Annotated in this window: 18 protein-coding genes; 7 read left to right on the forward strand and 11 right to left on the reverse strand. The window is 65.4% G+C overall.

The window, feature by feature from the left end; genetic code table 11:
* Positions 1–12: 12 nt before the first annotated feature.
* Positions 13–606, forward strand: a complete 594-nt coding sequence (locus tag ACXAJT_RS09235) for an SAM-dependent methyltransferase (protein ID WP_475234678.1) — start codon at positions 13–15, stop codon at positions 604–606.
* Between the two features lie 19 nt (positions 607–625).
* Here ACXAJT_RS09235 and gph read toward each other — a convergent pair whose 3' ends face one another.
* The 11 genes from gph to coxB all read right to left on the reverse strand — a co-directional run bounded on the left by gph (position 626) and on the right by coxB (position 10127).
* Positions 626–1294, reverse strand: coding sequence for a phosphoglycolate phosphatase (gph, locus tag ACXAJT_RS09240; protein WP_475234679.1), 669 nt, complete (start codon positions 1292–1294; stop codon positions 626–628).
* A 140-nt stretch (positions 1295–1434) separates the two neighbouring features.
* Positions 1435–2277: an MBL fold metallo-hydrolase gene (locus ACXAJT_RS09245; protein ID WP_475234680.1), complete on the reverse strand. Its 843-nt coding sequence runs from the start codon at positions 2275–2277 to the stop codon at positions 1435–1437.
* 95 nt (positions 2278–2372) lie between these two features.
* Entirely contained in the window at positions 2373–2957 is a 585-nt protein-coding gene (locus tag ACXAJT_RS09250) for a GNAT family N-acetyltransferase (protein WP_475234682.1), read from the reverse strand.
* Positions 2957–4219, reverse strand: coding sequence for a M16 family metallopeptidase (locus tag ACXAJT_RS09255; protein ID WP_475234684.1), 1263 nt, complete (start codon positions 4217–4219; stop codon positions 2957–2959). The genes ACXAJT_RS09250 and ACXAJT_RS09255 overlap by 1 nt, the downstream gene beginning before the upstream one ends.
* On the reverse strand, positions 4216–5604 hold the full coding sequence (gene thrC, locus ACXAJT_RS09260) for a threonine synthase (protein ID WP_475234685.1): 1389 nt from the start codon (positions 5602–5604) through the stop codon (positions 4216–4218). Before thrC ends, ACXAJT_RS09255 begins: the two co-directional genes overlap by 4 nt.
* Before the next feature lie 5 nt (positions 5605–5609).
* Entirely contained in the window at positions 5610–6287 is a 678-nt protein-coding gene (locus ACXAJT_RS09265; protein WP_475234686.1) for an SURF1 family protein, read from the reverse strand.
* Positions 6288–6610: 323 nt separating this feature from the next.
* Positions 6611–7411 carry a cytochrome c oxidase subunit 3 gene (locus ACXAJT_RS09270; protein WP_475234687.1) on the reverse strand — a complete coding sequence of 267 codons (801 nt, stop codon included), beginning with the start codon at positions 7409–7411 and terminating at the stop codon, positions 6611–6613.
* A gap of 26 nt (positions 7412–7437) precedes the next feature.
* Positions 7438–8031 carry a cytochrome c oxidase assembly protein gene (locus ACXAJT_RS09275; protein WP_475234688.1) on the reverse strand — a complete coding sequence of 198 codons (594 nt, stop codon included), beginning with the start codon at positions 8029–8031 and terminating at the stop codon, positions 7438–7440.
* Positions 8021–8200, reverse strand: a complete 180-nt coding sequence (locus ACXAJT_RS09280) for a hypothetical protein (RefSeq protein WP_475234689.1) — start codon at positions 8198–8200, stop codon at positions 8021–8023. Before ACXAJT_RS09280 ends, ACXAJT_RS09275 begins: the two co-directional genes overlap by 11 nt.
* A 2-nt stretch (positions 8201–8202) precedes the next feature.
* On the reverse strand, positions 8203–9180 hold the full coding sequence (gene cyoE, locus ACXAJT_RS09285) for a heme o synthase (protein WP_475234691.1): 978 nt from the start codon (positions 9178–9180) through the stop codon (positions 8203–8205).
* Positions 9181–9245: 65 nt separating this feature from the next.
* Positions 9246–10127, reverse strand: a complete 882-nt coding sequence (gene coxB, locus ACXAJT_RS09290; RefSeq protein ID WP_475234692.1) for a cytochrome c oxidase subunit II — start codon at positions 10125–10127, stop codon at positions 9246–9248.
* Positions 10128–10315: 188 nt separating this feature from the next.
* On the opposite strand from coxB, the gene tldD reads away from it, so the two are divergent.
* The 6 genes from tldD (at position 10316) to ACXAJT_RS09320 (ending at position 19248) form a co-directional block, all read left to right on the forward strand.
* Positions 10316–11737, forward strand: coding sequence for a metalloprotease TldD (gene tldD, locus ACXAJT_RS09295; RefSeq protein ID WP_475234693.1), 1422 nt, complete (start codon positions 10316–10318; stop codon positions 11735–11737).
* Positions 11738–11887: 150 nt separating this feature from the next.
* Positions 11888–13048: a DNA-processing protein DprA gene (gene dprA / locus ACXAJT_RS09300; protein ID WP_475234694.1), complete on the forward strand. Its 1161-nt coding sequence runs from the start codon at positions 11888–11890 to the stop codon at positions 13046–13048.
* 154 nt (positions 13049–13202) lie between these two features.
* Positions 13203–15926, forward strand: a complete 2724-nt coding sequence (topA, locus tag ACXAJT_RS09305; protein WP_475234695.1) for a type I DNA topoisomerase — start codon at positions 13203–13205, stop codon at positions 15924–15926.
* 259 nt (positions 15927–16185) lie between these two features.
* Positions 16186–16890 carry a CoA transferase subunit A gene (locus tag ACXAJT_RS09310; protein WP_475234696.1) on the forward strand — a complete coding sequence of 235 codons (705 nt, stop codon included), beginning with the start codon at positions 16186–16188 and terminating at the stop codon, positions 16888–16890.
* Positions 16890–17531 carry a CoA transferase subunit B gene (locus ACXAJT_RS09315; RefSeq protein ID WP_475234697.1) on the forward strand — a complete coding sequence of 214 codons (642 nt, stop codon included), beginning with the start codon at positions 16890–16892 and terminating at the stop codon, positions 17529–17531. The genes ACXAJT_RS09310 and ACXAJT_RS09315 overlap by 1 nt, the downstream gene beginning before the upstream one ends.
* Positions 17532–17745: 214 nt before the next feature.
* Positions 17746–19248, forward strand: coding sequence for an SLC13 family permease (locus ACXAJT_RS09320; protein WP_475234699.1), 1503 nt, complete (start codon positions 17746–17748; stop codon positions 19246–19248).
* Positions 19249–19381: the final 133 nt, after the last annotated feature.

The raw sequence follows: 19381 nt of genomic DNA on the forward strand, positions 1-19381 counted from the left end.
GGAGCGCCGCCGATGTGGGACGAAAGATATTCCGTCGAGGATTACGTATTCGGAACCGAGCCTTCGGGCTTTTTGACGCGCCGCGATCACTGGTTGAGACCGGGCATGCGGGCGCTGTGCGTGGCCGATGGCGAGGGGCGCAACTCGGTCTTTCTTGCCGAGCAGGGGATGCAGGTCACCGCGTGGGACGGTTCCCCGGCGGCCGTGGCCAAGGCGCGCAAGCTGGCCAAGGCACGCGGGGTCGAGGTCGACTACTCGGTACAGGACGTCTTCGAGTGGGATTGGCCCGAGGCGGCCTATGATCTGGTGGCCGGCATTTTCATCCAGTTCCTGCCGCCCGAGGGGCGCGATCAGCTGTTTGCCAAGATGGCGGCGGCGCTGAAGCCGGGCGGCGTGCTGATGCTGCACGGCTACACGCGACGGCAGTTGGAGCACGGCACCGGCGGCCCCAAGCAGCGCGAGAACCTCTACACCGCCGGATTGCTGCGCCGGCTTTTCGCGGACCTGCGCATTCAGGTACTCGAGGACTACGAGCTTTATATCAACGAAGGCAGCGGCCACGTCGGCCGTTCGGCGCTGATCGATCTGGTGGCGGTCAAACGCTAGCGGTGCGGCGTGGGCGGCCTCAGGCTTCGAGGCCGCCGAAATGCTGCGCGACGATGCCCGGCAGCTTGTCCCAGTGATCGAAGGTGTAGGTGTGGGGCAGTTCGTCGAGCGCGGCCTTGCGGTACCCTTCGGTGTAGAGCGCGAAGGGGATGCCCGCGCGTGCGGCGGTCTCCGCATCCACCTCGCTGTCGCCGACGTAGAGGCCGGGACCGGCGCCAAGCGCCTGCATCACCTCGATCAGCGGCGCGGGATCGGGTTTGCGCACCGGAAGGCTGTCGCCGCTGGCGACCGAGCGCATGTAGCCCGTCAGCCCGAAGTGCGACAGGGCGATATGGGTGGGCGCCTCCGGCTTGTTGGTGCACAGGCCCATGGCGCAGCCGAGCATTTGCAGCTGCGCCAGCGCGTCGATCACGCCGGGGTAGAGCACGGTCAGCTGCGGAGCGTGATTATATTCGGTCATGAACTTGCCCAGCAACCGGTCATGCGCCTCTTCATCATCGCCGAGGCCAACCGCTTCGACCACGCGGGCGATCAGCGCCGGGGCGCCGTGGCCGATGAAACTGCGCGCCTGCGCGAAGGTGATCTCGGGCAAGCCCTCGTCGCGCAGCACCACATTGGCGGCACGGTGCAGATCGGGCGCGCTGTCGATCAGCGTGCCGTCGAGGTCGAAGACAACAGGTTTCCTCATGTCACTGCGCCCTTGCGGCAGGTCGATGAACAGGGGGGCCGGGGAAAGGCATGGCGCGGGCTCCTTACTGGCGCACCGCGTCGGGCGGTGCTGCGCGCATACTGATGCCAAGCCTGCGGGAGGTCCAGCGGTGCGCGGCTTTACTCTGCCTCGCTGAGCCATTGCGGCTGCAGCACAACCACGGTCGGCTGTGGCGGCAGATCACGCAGGCTGACCTCCAGTTCCGGGCCGTCGCGGCGCTCGACCGGGAAGGTGTCGGAGACATCGGCGACGAACCGTTCGAGCGAACTGCCTGAGAACCAATGCATCGGGATGATGATCGAGCTGCGCAACCGTTCCACCACACGCACCATGCCGTCCAGTGCCATCGTATACCCGCCGTCCACCGGCACCATCAGCACGTCGAGCCGTCCGAGCGCGGCGTATTGCTCGTCGTTCGGTTCGTGGTGCAGATGGCCCAGATGACCGATGCAGAGGCCTTCGACCTCGAAAACGAAGATCGAATTGCCGCGCTCTTCGGTGCCGCCGTAGGCCGAGCGGATGTCTGTCGAGACGTTGCGCACCAGCATCTCGCCAAGGTCGAGATAGTGCTCGATGCCCTGACCGAATTCGCCCCAGCCTTCCAGAACATGCGGGATTGCAGGATCGGGGTTGGCCGTCCAGTGGCTGGAATGGGCGTGGTTCATGGTGACGATATCGGGGATCATCGGCACGTTGCCGACGTAGCCGGTGAAGTCGGTCACCGCGTTCAGGCCGCCGCGCGTCTGGATCAGGAAGGCGGCGTGGCCAAGGTAGCGCAGCCGCACCGAATACTCCGGCACCGGGTCGGTCCATGCCGCCTTGTGCAGGTATTGTAGTCCCGGCGCAGCGTCGGCGATGGCGATACAATGAGACGGGCGGCGGGTCTCCTGCGCCTGCACGGGCAGGGCGGGGATCAAAAGGCTGAGCAGGGCGAGACCGAAAGCGTAGGCGCGGCGGGGCATGGCGGGGCTCCTTTCAGGAGTCAGCCTAAGCGCGGATCCGCCACGACGGGGCTAAAATTTACGTGGGGTAAGCATTGGGCAGCCTGAAAACCGGCTCAGCCCACCTGCGTGCGGCCGCGCCGATCGAGGCGCAGCGCACTGTAGAGCACATGGGTGCGCCAGCGCCCGTTGATCTGCAGATAGCTTTGCGCCACGCCTTCGTACTTGAAGCCCGAGCTTTCCAGCAGCCCGCGCGAAGCAACGTTCTCGGGCAGGCAGGCCGCTTCGATGCGGCTGAGGTCCATGTCGGTAAACGCGTAGTGCACCAGCGCGGCGATCGCTTCCCGCATATAGCCATGACGGGCGAAAGGCAGGCCCGTCCAATAGCCCAGCGTGCCCGATTGCGCCGGGCCGCGGCGGATGTTGTCGAGGGTAATCGCCCCGATCAGCGCCGAATCCTCGCGCCGCACGAGGAACAGCGGCACCGCCGTGGCGGCATTGATCGAGCGGTTGGCCCAGTACACGCGGTTGGTGAAGGCGCGCCGCGACAGGTGATCCTCGGCCCAAGACGGCTCCCAGGGAGTAAGGTACTCTTTGCTCTCCAGCCGCAGCGCCACCCAGGCGTTGAAATCGCCATGCATCGGCGGCCGCAGGATCAGGCGCTCGCTGTCGAGCCTGAACTTCCGCCGCCGCCCCAGCATCAGGCCGCCCGCTGTGCCTGGATTTCGTCCAGCCCGGGCGCGCCGGCCACCGGACCATAGAGCGCCAGCGCCGCCGGCGCGTCGGAGGCGACCAGTTCGGCAAAATCGCGCACATCGCCGGTGGTAACATTGTCGATCTTCTCGACCGTTTCTTCGATCGGTGGGACCTTGCCCCAGATCTGCACCATGCGGGCCATGCGCTCGGCGCGGCTCGACGAGCTTTCCAGCCCCATCAGCAGCCCGGCCTTCATCTGCGCACGGGCACGGGCGACTTCCTCGGGGGACATGTCATCGGCGGCGCGCTTCATCTCGTCGATGGTCAGTCGCGCCAGCGCGCCAACCTCCTCGCCCGAGGTCCCGGCGTATATGGTGTTCAGCCCGGTCTCGGAATAAGCGCCGGTCTGCGAAAAGATGGTGTAGCACAGGCCCCGCTTCTCGCGGATTTCCTGGAAGAGGCGCGAGGACATGCCGCCCCCCAGCGCGATCGAGTAGATCTGCGCGGTGTAGAAGTTCGGATCGCGATAGCCCGGCCCCTCGAAGGCCAGCGCCATATGCGCCTGTTCGAGCGTCTTCTCGCGGCGAATCTCGCCGCCGGTGAACTTGGCCTGCTCGAGCCCAGGGGCCGAGCGTCCGACCATGCCGCCGAACAGCGCTTCGGCCTGCGCCACCAGCGCCTCGTGATCCACCGCGCCCGCGGCCGACAGGATCATCTGGCCGGGACCGTATTGCTCGGCGACAAAGGTGGCGAGATCGTCGCGCCCGAAACCGCGGACATTGGCCTCTTCGCCAAGGATCGTGCGGCCAAGCGCCTGATCGCTGTAGGCGCGTTCCTGCAGCCAGTCAAAGATCACGTCGTCGGGCGTGTCCAGCGCCTGACCGATCTCCTGCAGGATCACGTGGCGCTCGGTTTCGATCTCTTTCGGCTCGAAGATCGGATTGAGCAGGATATCTCCGATGACGTCCAGCGCCAGCTTGCTGTCCTGTTCCAAAACGCGGGCGTAATAGGCCGTCACCTCGCGCGAGGTGTAGGCATTGATATAGCCGCCCACATCCTCGATTGCCTCGGCGATCTGCAGCGCTGTGCGGGTCTTGGTGCCCTTGAACGCCATATGCTCAAGAAAATGCGCGATGCCGTTCTGTTCCAGCCGCTCGTTGCGGCCGCCGGCGGTGACCCAGATGCCAAGTGTCGAGGATTGCAGGCCCGGCATCCGCTCGGTCACGATGCGGAAGCCGTTCTTGAGGGTGGTCAGTTGTACAGTCACTTGGCGATACGCTCCCGGATGAGGGTTTCGAGGGCGGCAAGATCATTGGGCACGCGGGTGACGCGCTCCTCGCGGTCGAAAAGGTCGCCCATGCGCGCGGGCAGGGGCGGGCGGAGGCCGCTGGCCTTTTCGACGGCGTCGGGGAACTTGGCCGGATGCGCGGTGGCAAGGGTGATCATCGGCACCGACGCGGTGCGGTGCTCTTCGGCCACTTTCACGCCGATGGCCGAGTGCGGGCAAAGCAGCTCGCCCATGGTCTTGTTGGCCTGCGCGATGGTGGCCAGCGTTTCCTCTTCCGAGGCGCGGCCGCTTTCAAAGTGCTCACGCAGCGCCTGCAGCGCGCCTTGGCTGACGTGGAAGCCGCCCGCCTTCAGCTCGTCCATCAGCTGCGCCACGGCGGCGCCATCGCGGCCATAGGCGTCAAACAGCGCGCGCTCGAAGTTGGAACTGACCTGAATGTCCATCGACGGGCTGATCGACGGGTGCACGTCCGACGTCTTGTAATCGCCGGTCGACAGGCAGCGGTGCAGAATGTCGTTCTGGTTGGTCGCCACCACAAGCCGGTCGATCGGCAGGCCCATCTTCTTGGCGATGTAGCCGGCGAAGATGTCGCCGAAGTTGCCGGTGGGCACGGTGAAGCTGACCTTGCGGTCCGGCGCGCCGAGCGAGACCGCCGACGAGAAGTAGTAGACCACCTGCGCCAGCACACGTGCCCAGTTGATCGAGTTCACGCCCGCCAGCCGCACCTCGTCGCGGAAGGTGAAGTCGTTGAACATGTCCTTGAGCTTCGCCTGGCAGTCGTCGAAATGCCCGTCGAGCGCCAGCGCGTGCACGTTGGCCTCCGACGGCGTGGTCATCTGGCGGCGCTGCACTTCCGAGACGCGGCCGTGCGGGAAGAGAATGAACACGTCGACCGCATCAAGCCCCTTGAAGGCCTCGATCGCCGCCGAGCCGGTGTCGCCCGAGGTGGCGCCGACGATGGTGACGCGCTCGCCGCGGCGGGTCAGCGCTTCTTCGAAGAGCTGGCCGATGAGCTGCATGGCGAAGTCCTTGAACGCCAGCGTCGGCCCGTGGAACAGCTCCAGCAGGAAGTGGTTGGGTGCCAGTTGCACCAGCGGCGCACGGGCGTTGTGGCCGAACCCGGCATAGGCCTTGGAGATCAGGTCACCGAAGGTCTCGTCGCTGAAGCTGTCGCCGACGAAGGGGCGCATGATGCGGAACGCGACTTCCTCGTAGGACAGACCGTTGAGCGCGCGGATGTCTCCGGGGGTCATCACCGGCACGGTCTCGGGCACGTAGAGGCCGCCGTCACGGGCGAGGCCCGAAAGCATGGCCTCTTCGAAGCTGAGCGCCGGGGCTTTGCCGCGGGTCGAGATATAGCGCATGGGGCTCAGGCCTTTCCTGTCTTGTGCTGCCGGCGCATGTAATAGCCGGTCATGATCAGCCACACCACGGCCAGCGAGAACCATGTGAGGGCATATTGCAGGTGATCGTTGGGAATGCCGCTGCTGCTGACCGGCAGCGGCTGAATGTCGGGATCGCCGGGGCTGACCGACCGTGCAACCACGAGCAGCGGCTCGGTCTGCAGGGTTTCGGCCATGTCGGCGATGTCTCGGGCAAACCAGGTGTTGCCGTCGATGTCGTTCTTGGGTGTCGAACTGTTGCGGTCGTCGGGCCAGTGGAGATTGCCGGTCACCTCGGTGGGGCCGGTGTAGCGCACGGCGTTCTTGTGCGCGGTGGCGGTGAAACCGCGGTCCAGGAGGATCAACCGGCCGGTGTCGCTTCGGAAGGGCGAGATGATACGATAGCCGGCGCCCGCCTGTTTCTGGCTCACCAGAACGCGGACCTCGCCGGGCAGGATCTCGCCGCTCAGCGCAACTGGCTGATAGCGTTGCTCGGTCGGCGACACCAGCGTCGGTAGCGGCTGCGCCGGGCCCGAGATGCGCGCGTCGATCTCGGCCAAAACCGTCTCTTTCCAATCCAGCCGCCGCAACTGCCAGCTGCCAAGCGATATCAGGATCGCGGCGCCGATCAGGCCAAACAGGAGGGGGGCGAGGTAACGGGTCAAGTAAGTCCGGGTCCGGGTTCAGGGCGCTGGCGCGTCCCGCCTGCTTTAGCGCCTCAGCGCGGGGCACATCAAGGCGCGATTGTCGCTGCGTTGCAAGGCGCAATGCGGCGGCGGCAGCAGTTCAGGGGCGCTGCCCCTCTGCGGCTTTGCCGCATTCACCCCGGCGTATTGGGAAAGAGAAGAAGGTCCCACCGCCGCGCTTCTTCTCTTTCCAAATACGCATGGCGGCGCGCTGGCCAAGGGCAGCGGCGTGGCCAAACGCGAAACGCCCACCAAGCGGCGGGCGTTTGCGGTGCGTGTCGCAACGAGGTCTAATGTCGGGCTCAGCCGCCCCAGATGTAGATCGAGGCGAAGAGGAACAGCCAGACGACGTCGACGAAGTGCCAGTACCAGGCGGCGGCTTCGAAGCCGACGTGCTTGTCTGGGGTGAAATCGCCGCGCAGCAGGCGCAGCAGACACACGAAGAGAAAGATCGTGCCGATGATCACATGCGCGCCGTGAAAGCCCGTCGCCATGAAGAAGTTGGCGCCGTAGATGTTGCCCGAGAAGCCGAAGGCGGCGTGGCTGTATTCATAGGCCTGGAACACCGTGAAGATCACGCCGAGCACGATGCCGATGGTCAGCCCCCACTTCATGTCCTCGCGGTTGTTTTCGTGCACCAGCGCGTGGTGCGCCCAAGTTACCGCGGCGCCCGAGCAGAGCAGGATCAGCGTGTTGATCAGCGGCAGGTGCCAGGGATCGAAGGTCTCGATGCCCGCGGGCGGCCAGACGCCGTCGACTGCCGGGCTGTTCGGGCCCATCGGGTAGAGCGCGTGTTTGAAGAACGACCAGAACCACGCGAGGAAGAACATCACCTCGGACATGATGAACAGGATGAAGCCGTACTTCAGGCCGATCTGCACCACCGGGGTGTGATCGCCGACGCGGCTTTCGGCCACCACTTCGGACCACCAGCCGAACATGGTGTAGAGCACGCCGACGAAGCCGGCGAGGAAAATCCACGGGCCGCTGTCGTGCATCCAGAGCACCGCTCCGAACAGCATGACGAAGCAGGCAACCGAGCCGATCAGCGGCCAGGCGGATGGGGGCAGGATGTGGTAGTCGTGGTTCTTAGCATGCGCCATCTCTGTATCCCTCGTTGGTCAGGCGGTCAGTTCACGGAACTTTCGTCCGTTTTCGTGTCGAGAGCGGCCTGTGTCTCCTCCAAAGTCTCCTCTGGCAGGTCGATCTCGTAGAAAGTGTAGCTGAGCGTGATGTGCTTGGCGAACTTCGCGTCCGGATCGTTGACGATCTCGGGGTCGACGTAAAAGCTCACCGGCATTTCCACCCGCTCGCCAGGCATCAGCACCTGCTCGGTAAAGCAAAAGCACTCGATCTTGTTGAAATAGGCGCCGGCATCGAAGGGCGCGACATTGTAGCTTGCCTGCCCGGCGATCGGGCGGTCGGTGGGGTTGTGGGCCTCATAGAAGGCCAGCCCATCTTCACCGATGCGCAGGGTCATCTCGGTCTGCATGGGCTTGAAGTCCCACGGCATGCCGCGCTCTTTCGAGGCATCGAAACGGACCTTGATGGTCTGCTCCAGCACGCCCGAGGAGGCGCCGGTGGCGACATTGGTGGTGCCGCCATAGCCGGTGACACGGCAGAACCAGTTGTAGAAAGGCACCGCCGCCCAGGCCATGGCGCCCATGAAGACGACAACGCCGATCAGCGTCCACAGCGTCTTGGTGGTGCCCTTAGTTGCCATCGGCAGCCTCGCTGGCTTGGGGGGTGGGGGACGAGGCGTATTGCCCGCTGCCGATCTTCACCACGGTCATGCCGAAGACAATGGCAATAAAGCCCACCAGCACCAGCCCGACGCCGATGTTGCGGCCCCGGCGCCGCTGGTGCAGTTCGTGTTCGTGCGCGATGCCCATGCTTAGCCTCCGATGGTCCAGCCGCCGAGCGCCAGATCGATGCCGAAGCGGTCGAGCCCGGCTTCGACAAGGATCGCGCCGAAATGGGCGAAGAGATAGAGTAGCGAGAGCTTGAAGAAGCTCTTCTCGGTTTTGAAGTTGTCGCCTTCGGAGATGGTCTCGTCGCGGCGGAAGATGTCCCAGGCGCCCTTCAGGAAAAGCGCGTTCAGCACCACGGCGACCGCCAGATAAACCGGCCCGCCGACCGAGGTGAAGCCGGTGCCGATGGCCAGCGCTGCCAGCAGGATGGTGTAGACGAGGATGTGAACGCGGGTCGCGCGGCGGCCGTGGGTGACCGTCAGCATCGGCACATTGGCATCGTCGTAGTCCGAGCGCATGAAGAGCGCGAGGGCCCAGAAATGCGGCGGCGTCCACATGAAGGTCAGGCAGAACATCAGCACGGCCTCGACACTGACCGAGCCTGTCGCCGCGGCCCAGCCGATCATCGGGGGGAAGGCCCCGGCGGCACCGCCGATGACGATGTTCTGCGGCGTCGAGCGCTTCAGCCACATGGTGTAGATCACCACGTAGAAGAAGATGGTGAAGGCCAGCAGCCCCCCGGCGAGCACATTGGTCGCCAGCGCGAGGAACACGCAGGAAAAGGCCGAGAGCGCGAGGCCGATGGCCAGCGCTTCGCCGGGTTGAACCCGCCCCGAGGGGATCGGCCGCTTGACGGTGCGTCTCATCACCGCGTCGATATCGGCGTCCCACCACATGTTGAGCGCGCCGGACGCACCGCCGCCGACGGCGATGAACAGCACGGCGCAGAAGCCGATGAACGGGTGCACCGGAACCGGCGCGGCCAGAAGGCCGACGAAGGCGGTGAACACAACAAGCGTCATGACACGCGGCTTGAGCAGGGCGAAGTAGTCGCCGAATTGCGCATCGTAGTCGGATGCGCCTGCTGTGGTGGCTGCCGTGTTGGTGGTGAGGTCGCTCATTTCCGGTCTTTCAGCTTGTGGCGGCGCGCCCCCCTCCTCGGGGCGCGTCGCCATGTTTCATCGGATCAGGATGCGGCGAGGAACTCGCGGACATCCATGTAGCCGCCATCTTCTTCGGATGCGGCGAGCCAGGCGTCATAGGCTTCCTGGCTGACCACCTTGACGGTGATCGGCATGTAGGCGTGGCTGATGCCACAGAGTTCCGAGCACTGACCGAAGAACACGCCTTCGCGCTCGGGCTTGAACCACAGCTCGGCAATGCGGCCGGGCACAGCGTCCTGTTTCACACCGAAGGCCGGAATGGTCCACGAATGGATCACGTCGGCGCCGGTGACCTGCATCACCACGGTCTTGCCGACCGGCACCACAACGGCGCTGTCGGTGGCCAGCAGGAACTCGCTGTCGCTGTAGCCCGCTTCCTGCAGCTGCGCCGAGACATCGGCGTTGAAACGGTTGTCGCCGCCGGTGGCGGGGGCGCCGATCATGTAGCTGTCGTAGGACAGATCGGTGCCGACATACTCATAGCCCCAGTACCACTGGTAGCCGGTGACCTTGATCACCACGTCGCCCTCGGGGATTTCCTGCTGCTTGAACAGAACCGGCAGCGAGAAGGCGCCGATCACCACGAGGATCACGATGGGGCCGAGCGTCCATGCGATTTCCAGCGGCGAGTTGTGGGTAAAGCTTTTCGGGGTGGGGTTCTTCTTTTCGTTGAAGCGCACCACGGCGTAGGCCAGCAGCGCCACGACGAAGATGCAGATCGCGGTGATGATGACCAGCAGCATCCCGTCGAGCCACTGAAGGTCGCGGGCGAGCTCTGTCGAGGCAGGCTGAAAGCCTGTTCCGCCTGCCTGCGGTTGGCCGACCAGTTCCAGCGAATCCTGCGCCATCGCGGGCGCGGCGATACCGCCGAAAAAGAGTCCTGCCAGCATAGAAAGTTTACGCATGTGTCACCTGATCCGGTTGTCATTCTTCTCTTGCGGACAGGAGGAATGAGCCCCGGACCTCAGCCCGAAGAGAGTCCTCCCCTAGATATGCTCTTTAAAAAGCACATTGCGTGCCTCAAATAAAGATGAACGCTTGCGGCAAAAGCGCACTTTTTTGATCCAGATCAAAATACCAGAGGAAGATACACATGAGCGAAAGCCCGTTCCGGCCCTTCGAAACCGCCCTCGACCTGGATCGCACCCTTGCGCAGCTGCGTAATGCTGTCGCAGGGGCGGATGATGGCGAACTCTTCCTCGAACGCCGCCGTGCCGAGGCGCTGGTGCTTGATGATGGGCGAATCAGAACCGCCAGCTACGACGCCTCGGAGGGCTTCGGCCTGCGCGCGGTGCGCGGCGAGGTGGCGGGCTACGCCCATGCCACGGAGATTTCCGAGAAGGCCATCTCGCGGGCGGTGGAAACCGCGCGGCTGGCGGTGGGCGATGGCGGCGGCGTGCTGGCCCCGCCACCCGCCGGCACCAATCACAAACTCTATACCGATGCCGACCCGATCGCCGGGCACAGCTTTGCGGTGAAACTCGACACGCTGCGCGAGATCGACGCCTTCACCCGCGATCTCGACAGCCGGGTGGTGCAGGTCACCGCGACCATCGCCGCCTCGTGTCAGGAGGTGTCGATTCTGCGCCCCGAAGGCGGGCTCGTCAGCGACACCCGCCCGATGACCCGCGTCACCGTCAGCGTGATCGTCGAGGAGAATGGCCGCCGCGAGCAGGGCAGCGCCTCGGGCGGCGGGCGATTCCTGCTCGACGGGCTGCTGGAGCCGGCTGCGTGGCAGGCGCAGGCGCGCGAAGCGCTGCGCGTGGCGCTGGTCAACCTGCGGGCCGAGGATGCGCCGGCGGGGGTGATGGACATCGTGCTTGGGCCGGGCTGGCCGGGCATCTTGCTGCATGAGGCGGTCGGCCACGGCCTTGAAGGCGATTTTAACCGCAAGGGCAGCTCGGCCTTTGCCGGGCTCATGGGCCAGCGCGTCGCCGCGCCCGGGGTCACGGTGGTCGATGACGGTACCATGCCGGACCGGCGCGGCTCGATCTCGGTGGACGACGAGGGCACGCCCTCGGCGCGCAACGTGCTGATCGAGGACGGTGTCCTCGTGGGCTACATGCAGGACCGCCAGAACGCCCGGCTGATGGGGGTCGAGGCCACCGGCAACGGGCGCCGCGAGAGCTATGCCCACGCGCCCATGCCGCGGATGACCAACACCATCATGGAGGGCGGTGACGCCGATCCGCAAGACATCGTGGCCGATCTCAAGGACGGCATCTGGGCCACCGGCTTCGGCGGCGGGCAGGTGGATATCACCAACGGCAAGTTTGTGTTCTCCTGCACCGAGGCCTATCGGGTGAAGGACGGCAAAGTCGGGGCGCCGGTGAAGGGCGCGACGCTGATCGGCGACGGAGCCACGGCGCTGCAGCACGTGCGGGCGCTTGGCAACGACATGGCGCTCGACCCGGGCATGGGCAACTGCGGCAAGCAGGGGCAATGGGTGCCGGTGGGCGTGGGTCAGCCGACGGTGATGATCGGTGGGCTGACCGTGGGTGGCTCGGGCAGCTGAGCGCCCGGGGCCCGGTGGCGGCGCGGCGGCGGCGTCGGGCCATGCGTATTTGGGAAGAGAAGAAGCGCGGACCGGGGGGCTCGGGGCCGCGCTTCACGCTTGATTAACCAGTGATCTGCTAAAGAGACTCCCGCAAGCGACGGGGTCAGGATGACCGGACAAGCACAGACTTCCAACCACCCCCCACTCCCACCCACCACGGAAGCTGAGCGGTTGGATTGGCTCCGTCTCTTGCGCTCGCGCCGGGTCGGGCCGACGACCTTCTGGCGCCTGCTGGCCGAGCATGGGTCCGCAGCCGCTGGCCTTGCGGCGCTGCCCGAAGTGGCTGTGGCGGCTGGGGTGTCGAATTACCGGACCTGCCCAGAAGGTGTTGCACTTGCCGAACTTGCCGCTGGGCGGCAGGCGGGGGCGGAACTGGTCTTTCACGGTGCGCCGCAGTATCCGCAGCTGCTGGCCGGGTTGGAAGATGCGCCGCCGTTTCTGTGGGTGACTGGGCAAGCCGAGAATTTGGCGCGGCCCGCAGTGGCACTTGTGGGGGCGCGCAACGCCTCGTCGCTGGGCGCGCGCACGGCGCGGCTGCTGGCGCGCGGGCTGGCCGAAGCGGGCTGGCTGGTGGTCTCGGGGCTGGCCCGGGGCATAGACGCCGAGGCGCATGGCGGCGCACTCGATGGCGGGACCGCCGCGGTGATGGCCGGTGGCGTCGATGTGATTTACCCGCAGGAAAATGCGCGGCTGGCCGCTGCGATCCGTGCGCAGGGCGTGCTCGTCTCAGAGCAGCCGCCGGGCGTGCAGCCGCAGGCGCGGCATTTTCCCACCCGCAACCGCATCGTCTCGGGTATGGCGCACGGGGTGGTGGTGGTCGAGGCGGCGGTGAAATCGGGCTCGCTGATCACCGCGCGCTGCGCGCTCGATCAGGGGCGCGAGGTGATGGCCGTCCCCGGACATCCGCTCGACGGGCGGGCAGGGGGCTGCAACCTTCTGCTGCGCGACGGCGCGCGGCTGGTGCGGCATGCGGAGGACGTGCTCGAGGCGCTGACGGTGCCTGTCGCGGAGGACCAGCCTGCAAGGCAGGCCGCCACCGAGGCCCGGCCGTGCATTCCATCCCCGCCGCCGGAGCGCTACAGCCGCGCCGAGACACGGGCGCTGCACCAGCGCATCCTCGACCGCCTCGGGCCGGTGCCTGTGCCCGAGGATCAGGTGATCCGCGATCTTGGCGGTGCGGTGGGGCAGATCGCCCCGGCGCTCACCGATCTCGAGCTTGACGGGCACCTCGAGCGGCGTCCCGGGGGGCTGCTCAGCCGCCGGTCCTGACCTACGGTTCTGCGCCGAAGCAGTGCAAATTGCATGTTTCCTAGAAGCTGCCGCCGGGCAGCTCATTGACATTTCCCCCTTGCGTCCCACATCTTGCGCCGCCATAGCGGCAGGCAAGCCGTTTTGAGCACAGCGTTGCAATGAGGTCTTATTAATGCCCGTCGTCGTCGTCGAATCCCCGGCCAAGGCCAAGACAATCAACAAGTATCTGGGATCCGACTACACGGTGCTTGCCTCTTACGGTCACGTCCGTGACCTGCCGCCGAAGGATGGCTCGGTGGATACCGAGCATGATTTTGAGATGAAATGGGAGATCGCCAACGACTCGCGCAAGCACGTCTCCGCGATCGCCGAAGCGCTGAAAAGCGACAATTCTCTCATTCTCGCGACCGACCCCGATCGCGAGGGCGAAGCGATTTCGTGGCACCTGAAGGAGGCGCTGACCAAGCGCCGCTCGATCAAGAAGGACACCGAGGTCCGCCGGGTCACTTTCAACGCCATCACCAAGGCCGCGGTCACAGAGGCGATGCAGAACCCGCGCGAGATCGACGCGCCGCTGGTCGAAGCGTACCTTGCCCGCCGCGCGCTGGACTACCTCGTCGGTTTTAACCTGTCGCCGGTGCTGTGGCGCAAGCTTCCGGGCGCCCGGTCGGCAGGCCGCGTTCAGTCTGTGTGCCTGCGGCTCATCGTCGAGCGCGAGACCGAGATCGAAGCGTTCAATCCGCGCGAATATTGGCAGGTGCGGGCGCTGCTCTCGACGCCGCGCGGTCAGGACTTCGAGGCGCGGCTGACCACGCTCGCCGGCAAGAAGCTCGACCGCTACGATCTGGAAAACGCCACACAGGCCGAGATGGCGGTGCAGGCAGTGGCTGGCCGGGCGCTGAAGGTGCTCTCGGTCGAGGCCAAGCCCTCCACCCGCAACCCCTCGGCGCCGTTCATGACCTCGACGCTGCAGCAGGAGGCCAGTCGCAAGTTCGGCATGGGCGCGCGGGCCTGCATGAACGCGGCGCAGCGGCTCTATGAGGCGGGCCACATCACTTACATGCGGACCGACGGCATCGATATGGCCCCCGAGGCGGTCACTGCCTGCCGCGAGGCGATCGAGGGCCGTTTCGGCAAGGACTACGTGCCGGGCAGCCCGCGCATCTACAAGAACAAGGCGAAGAACGCGCAGGAAGCGCACGAGTGTATCCGTCCCACCGACATGACCAAGGATGCCTCGGACCTGAAGCTTCGCGAGGACGATCAGCGCAAGCTCTACGACCTGATCTGGAAGCGCACGCTGGCGTGCCAGATGGAAGCGGCGAAGCTCGAGCGCACCACGGTCGAGATCGGTTCTGACGACCAGCAGGTCGGTCTGCGGGCAACCGGTCAGGTGATCACCTTCGACGGCTTTCTGAAAGTCTACGAAGAGGGCCGCGACGATGTTGCCGATGACGACGACAAGCGCCTGCCGCAGATCATGCAGGGCGAGCCGGCGGCCTTTGCCAAGGCGGGGCTGAAAGCGCAGTACGACAAGGCGGCCGAGCGCGCAGCGGACCGCCCGGGCAGTGCCTCGGGTCCGTCGGCGCTGCTGTCCGACAACAGCGCCGTACTTGGCACGCAGAGCTTCACCCAGCCGCCGCCGCGCTACACCGAGGCGACGCTGGTCAAGCGGATGGAAGAGCTGGGCATCGGGCGCCCGTCGACCTATGCGTCGGTGATCACCACCATTCAGGATCGCGAGTACGTCAAGAAAGAGCAGAACCGCCTGATCCCCGAGGATAAGGGCCGGATCGTCACGATCTTCCTGCTCAACTTCTTCCGCAAATACGTGGGCTATGAGTTCACCGCCGAGCTGGAGAACGAGCTCGACGAAGTGTCGGCGGGCGACATGGATTGGAAGTCGCTGCTCGGCAAATTCTGGCGCGATTTCTCTGCGGCGATCGCCGAGACGTCCGAGTTGCGCATCTCCGAGGTGCTCGATGTGCTCGACGAGGCGCTGGCACCGCAGCTGTACCCGCCGCGCGAGGATGGCACCGATCCGCGCATCTGCCCCAAATGCGGCACCGGGCAGCTGCACCTGAAGACCTCGCGCACCGGCGGCTTTGTTGGCTGCGGCAACTACCCCGAATGCACCTACACCCGCCCGATCGCGGGCGAGGGGGCTGATGGCGAAGAGCGCCTGCTGGGCGAGGATCAGGGCGACGAGATCTGGCTCAAGGCCGGGCGCTTCGGCCCCTACGTGCAGCGCGGCGAGCCGACGCCGGAGAACAAGAAGCCGCCGCGCGCCTCGCTGCCGCGCGGCTGGTCGAAGGACGAGATGACGCTGGAGAAGGCGCTTGTCTTGCTGTCGCTGCCGCGCGAGGTGGGTGAACACCCCGAGGGCGGCACGGTCAAATCCAACTTCGGGCGGTTCGGCCCCTACATCATGCACCAGCTGCCCGACGACGCGAAGCCGACCTACGTCAACCTCAAGGATCCGGCGGACGTCTTCGAGATCGGGATGAACCGCGCCGTCGAGATGCTGGCCGAGAAGCGCGCGAACCCCGGCGGGCGCGGGCGTGCCGCGGCCAAGGCGCTGAAGGAACTCGGCGAACACCCGGACGGCGGCAAGATCGCCATCTTCGACGGGCGCTACGGGCCGTATGTGAAATGGGAAAAGGTCAATGCGACGCTGCCGAAGGACACCGAGCCTGACAGCGTGACCATGGAGCAGGCGCTTGAGCTGATTGCCGAAAAGGCGGCCAAGAAGGGCACAAAGAAGAAGGCAGCGCCAAAGAAGACGGCCGCCAAGAAGACCACGGCCAAGAAGACCACCGCGAAGAAGGCGCCCGCGAAGAAGTCGACAGCGAAAAAGGCTCCGGCCAAGAGCGCCAAGTCCTCAGACGACGACTGAGCGCCTCGCGAAATGTTGAAACAGATCGGCCCGCGTCGCTTGTGACGCGGGCCGATCTTTCTCCGGGCACTGCGCTCGTGCGCCTCCGGCGGGGATATTTTTGTCTAGACGAAGGGTCTTATGCTGCGATGCGGCGCCTTTTTGCTGCGCGTGCGAGGGTGACTTGGCGCGAAGGCGCTGTCCGGGGCGGGGGGCTTCGTTGACTCTGGATGTTTCGCGGGTGACAAGTCTGGCAGACTCTTTCTTTCGGGAGGACGGAATGAAGAAAGTATACGGCTCCGCCGCCGAGGCGCTGGACGGGCTGCTGTTTGACGGGATGACCATCGCGGCGGGCGGCTTTGGCCTGTGCGGCATCCCCGAGCTGCTGATCGATGCCATGGTCGAGGACGGCGTCAAGGACCTGACCATCGCGTCGAACAACTGCGGCGTCGACGGCTTTGGCCTCGGCAAGCTGCTCGACACCAAGCAGATCAAGAAGATGATGAGCTCTTACGTCGGCGAGAACGCCGAGTTCATGCGCCAGTATCTGTCGGGCGAGCTTGAGCTTGAGTTCAACCCGCAGGGCACGTTGGCCGAGCGCATGCGCGCCGCCGGCGCCGGCATCCCCGGCTTCTACACCAAGACCGGCGTCGGCACCGTGGTGGCCGAGGGCAAGGAGACCAAGCTCTTTGGCGGCGAGGAATACGTGCTTGAAGAGGGCATCTTTGCTGATCTTTCGATCGTCAAGGCGTGGAAGGCCGACACTTCGGGCAACTGCGTGTTCCGCAAGACCGCGCGCAACTTCAACCCGCCGGCGGCCATGTGCGGCAAGGTCTGCGTCATGGAAGTGGAGGAGATCGTGCAGCCGGGTGAGCTTGACCCGGATCACATCCACCTGCCGGGCATCTTCGTGCATCGCATCATCCAGGGCGCGCACGAGAAGCGGATCGAGAAAGTCACCACGCGCAGCCGGGAGGACGTGTAATGGCCGGGGAAAGCAAGGGCTGGGACCGCAACCAGATGGCCGCGCGCGCGGCCGAAGAACTCGAAGACGGCATGTATGTGAACCTCGGGATCGGCATCCCGACGCTTGTGGCCAACTACGTCGGCGACAAGGAGATCACGCTGCAGTCCGAGAACGGCATGCTGGGCATGGGGCCCTTCCCTTATGAGGGGGAAGAGGACCCCGATCTCATCAACGCCGGCAAGCAGACGATCACCGAGCTGCCCAAGACCTCCTATTTCGACAGTTCCATGTCGTTTGCGATGATCCGCGGCGGCAAGATCGCGGCAGCGATCCTCGGGGCCATGGAAGTGGCCGAGAACGGCGATCTGGCGAACTGGATGATCCCGGGCAAGCTGGTCAAGGGCATGGGCGGTGCGATGGATCTGGTGGCGGGCGTCGGCCGCGTCATCGTCGTCATGGATCACACCAACAAGCACGGCGACAGCAAGCTGCTGAAGGAATGCACTCTGCCGCTGACCGGTAAGGGTGTGGTCGACCGGATCATCACCAACCTCGGTGTGCTGGACGTGGTGGAGGGTGGTCTGATGATCGTCGAGACCGCCGAGGGCGTGACAGAGGACGAGCTGCGCGCCGCCACGGAGGCGACCATCGTGAACTGATACCGCCCGCTGGGTCGGTCGTAAGGCGCGGTCCTAAGGGGCCGCGCCTTTTGCGTTTTCCGCTCTGCATTGCGAGCGCTTTGCCGCATAACCCGCGAATTTGCCAAGCCTCGCGCGGTTTTGACGGCCTGCGCGCTTGTCATTCGCCGCGAAAACTGATGCAGCCTTTGCAACTACCATACCACGCGACCATACCCTCATGGCGGAGCCGAGAATGCGGACAGATCCCAGCGAACGCGAGTTGCAGGCACAGACCAACCCCAACCACCCGCCGCAGGACGGCACCATCGAAGAGATCTCTATGCTCCGGCTTCTGGCACTGATCGCGGGGCCGCTGGCGGCTTTGCTGATCTATCTGCTGCCAGCGCCGCCCGAGATGCCGCTGGCGGCGTGGCACCTCGTGGCGCTGACGCTGTGGATGGTGATCTGGTGGCTGAGCGAGGCGGTGCCGCTGCCCGCCACTGCGCTGCTGCCGATTGTCATGCTGCCGCTCATGGACATCCAGCCGATCGGCGCGGTGACTGCGCGCTATGGCAACCACCTGATCTTCCTCTTCCTCGGCGGGTTCATCCTTGCGGGGGGCATGCAGCGCTGGGGGCTGCACCGGCGCATCGCGCTGTTCATCGTGCGGCTGATTGGCAGCACCCCGCAACGCATCGTGCTGGGCTTTATGCTGGCCACGGCTTTTCTGTCGATGTGGATTTCCAACACCGCCACGGCGGTGATGATGTACGCGGTGGGCGTCTCGGTGATCGAGTTCATCGACAGCCGTGTCGAGGACAAGAAACTGGTGCATAACTTCGGCGTCGGCCTGATGCTGGCGGTGGCTTACGCGGCCTCTATCGGCGGCGTCGGCACGCTGATCGGCACGCCGCCCAACGCGCTTCTGGCGGGGTTGATGGGTGACAGCTTTGGCGTTGAGATCGGTTTCTTGCAGTGGATGATGATCGGTGTGCCGGTGGTGCTGGTGATGCTGCCGCTGACCTTCTTCGTGCTGACCCGTCTGGTGTTCCCGATGAAGGATCTTGAACTGGGCGACGTGCGCTCGGTGATTGACGAGGAATACACGGCGTTGGGTCGCATGGAGCGCGGCGAGATGATCGTTGCGGCGGTCTTCGGGCTGGCGGCGCTGGCATGGGTGTTCCGCGGCGCGCTGAACCTGCCGATCAACGATTCCGGCATCGCGATGGCCGCGGCGCTGCTGCTGTTCGCCATCCCGGTGAGCCGCAAGGACGGCTTCGTCATCGACTGGAACGTGGCGCGCACGCTGCCATGGGGGGTGCTGATGCTGTTCGGTGGCGGGCTCGCGCTGGCCGGCGCCTTCGATGCGACGGGTCTGGCAGAATGGATCGGCGGACGTGTGGCGGCGCTGCAGGGGATTGATCTGTGGCTGCTGATCCTCGTGGTTGCGGTGGCGATCATCTTCCTGACCGAGATCACTTCGAACACCGCCTCGACCGCCACCTTCCTGCCGATCCTCGGCGCGGTGGCGCTTGGCCTTGGGGTCGAGCCGCAGTGGCTGATGGTGCCGGTGGCGCTGGGAGCCTCGATGGCGTTCATGATGCCGGTGGCGACGCCGCCCAACGCGATCGTCTTCTCTTACGAGCGGATGACGCTGGGCGACATGGTGCGCGCGGGGATCACTATCAACATCCTCAGCGTCGGCGCGGTGTTCCTTGCCATGCGTCTGCTGGCGGGGCCGGTGTTCGGCATCTGATCGGCCGCCGGCGGCACGGAAGGTCGCCGAAGGCACGAAAAAGGGCGGGCCCTGGGAAGGCCCGCCCTACGCATTGCGCCAAAAAATACTTGGGAGGAGAGGAGTGGCGCAATCGCCGGTCGCCCCCGGAAGG

This window comes from Salipiger sp. ABF4_146, from assembly GCF_056161345.1.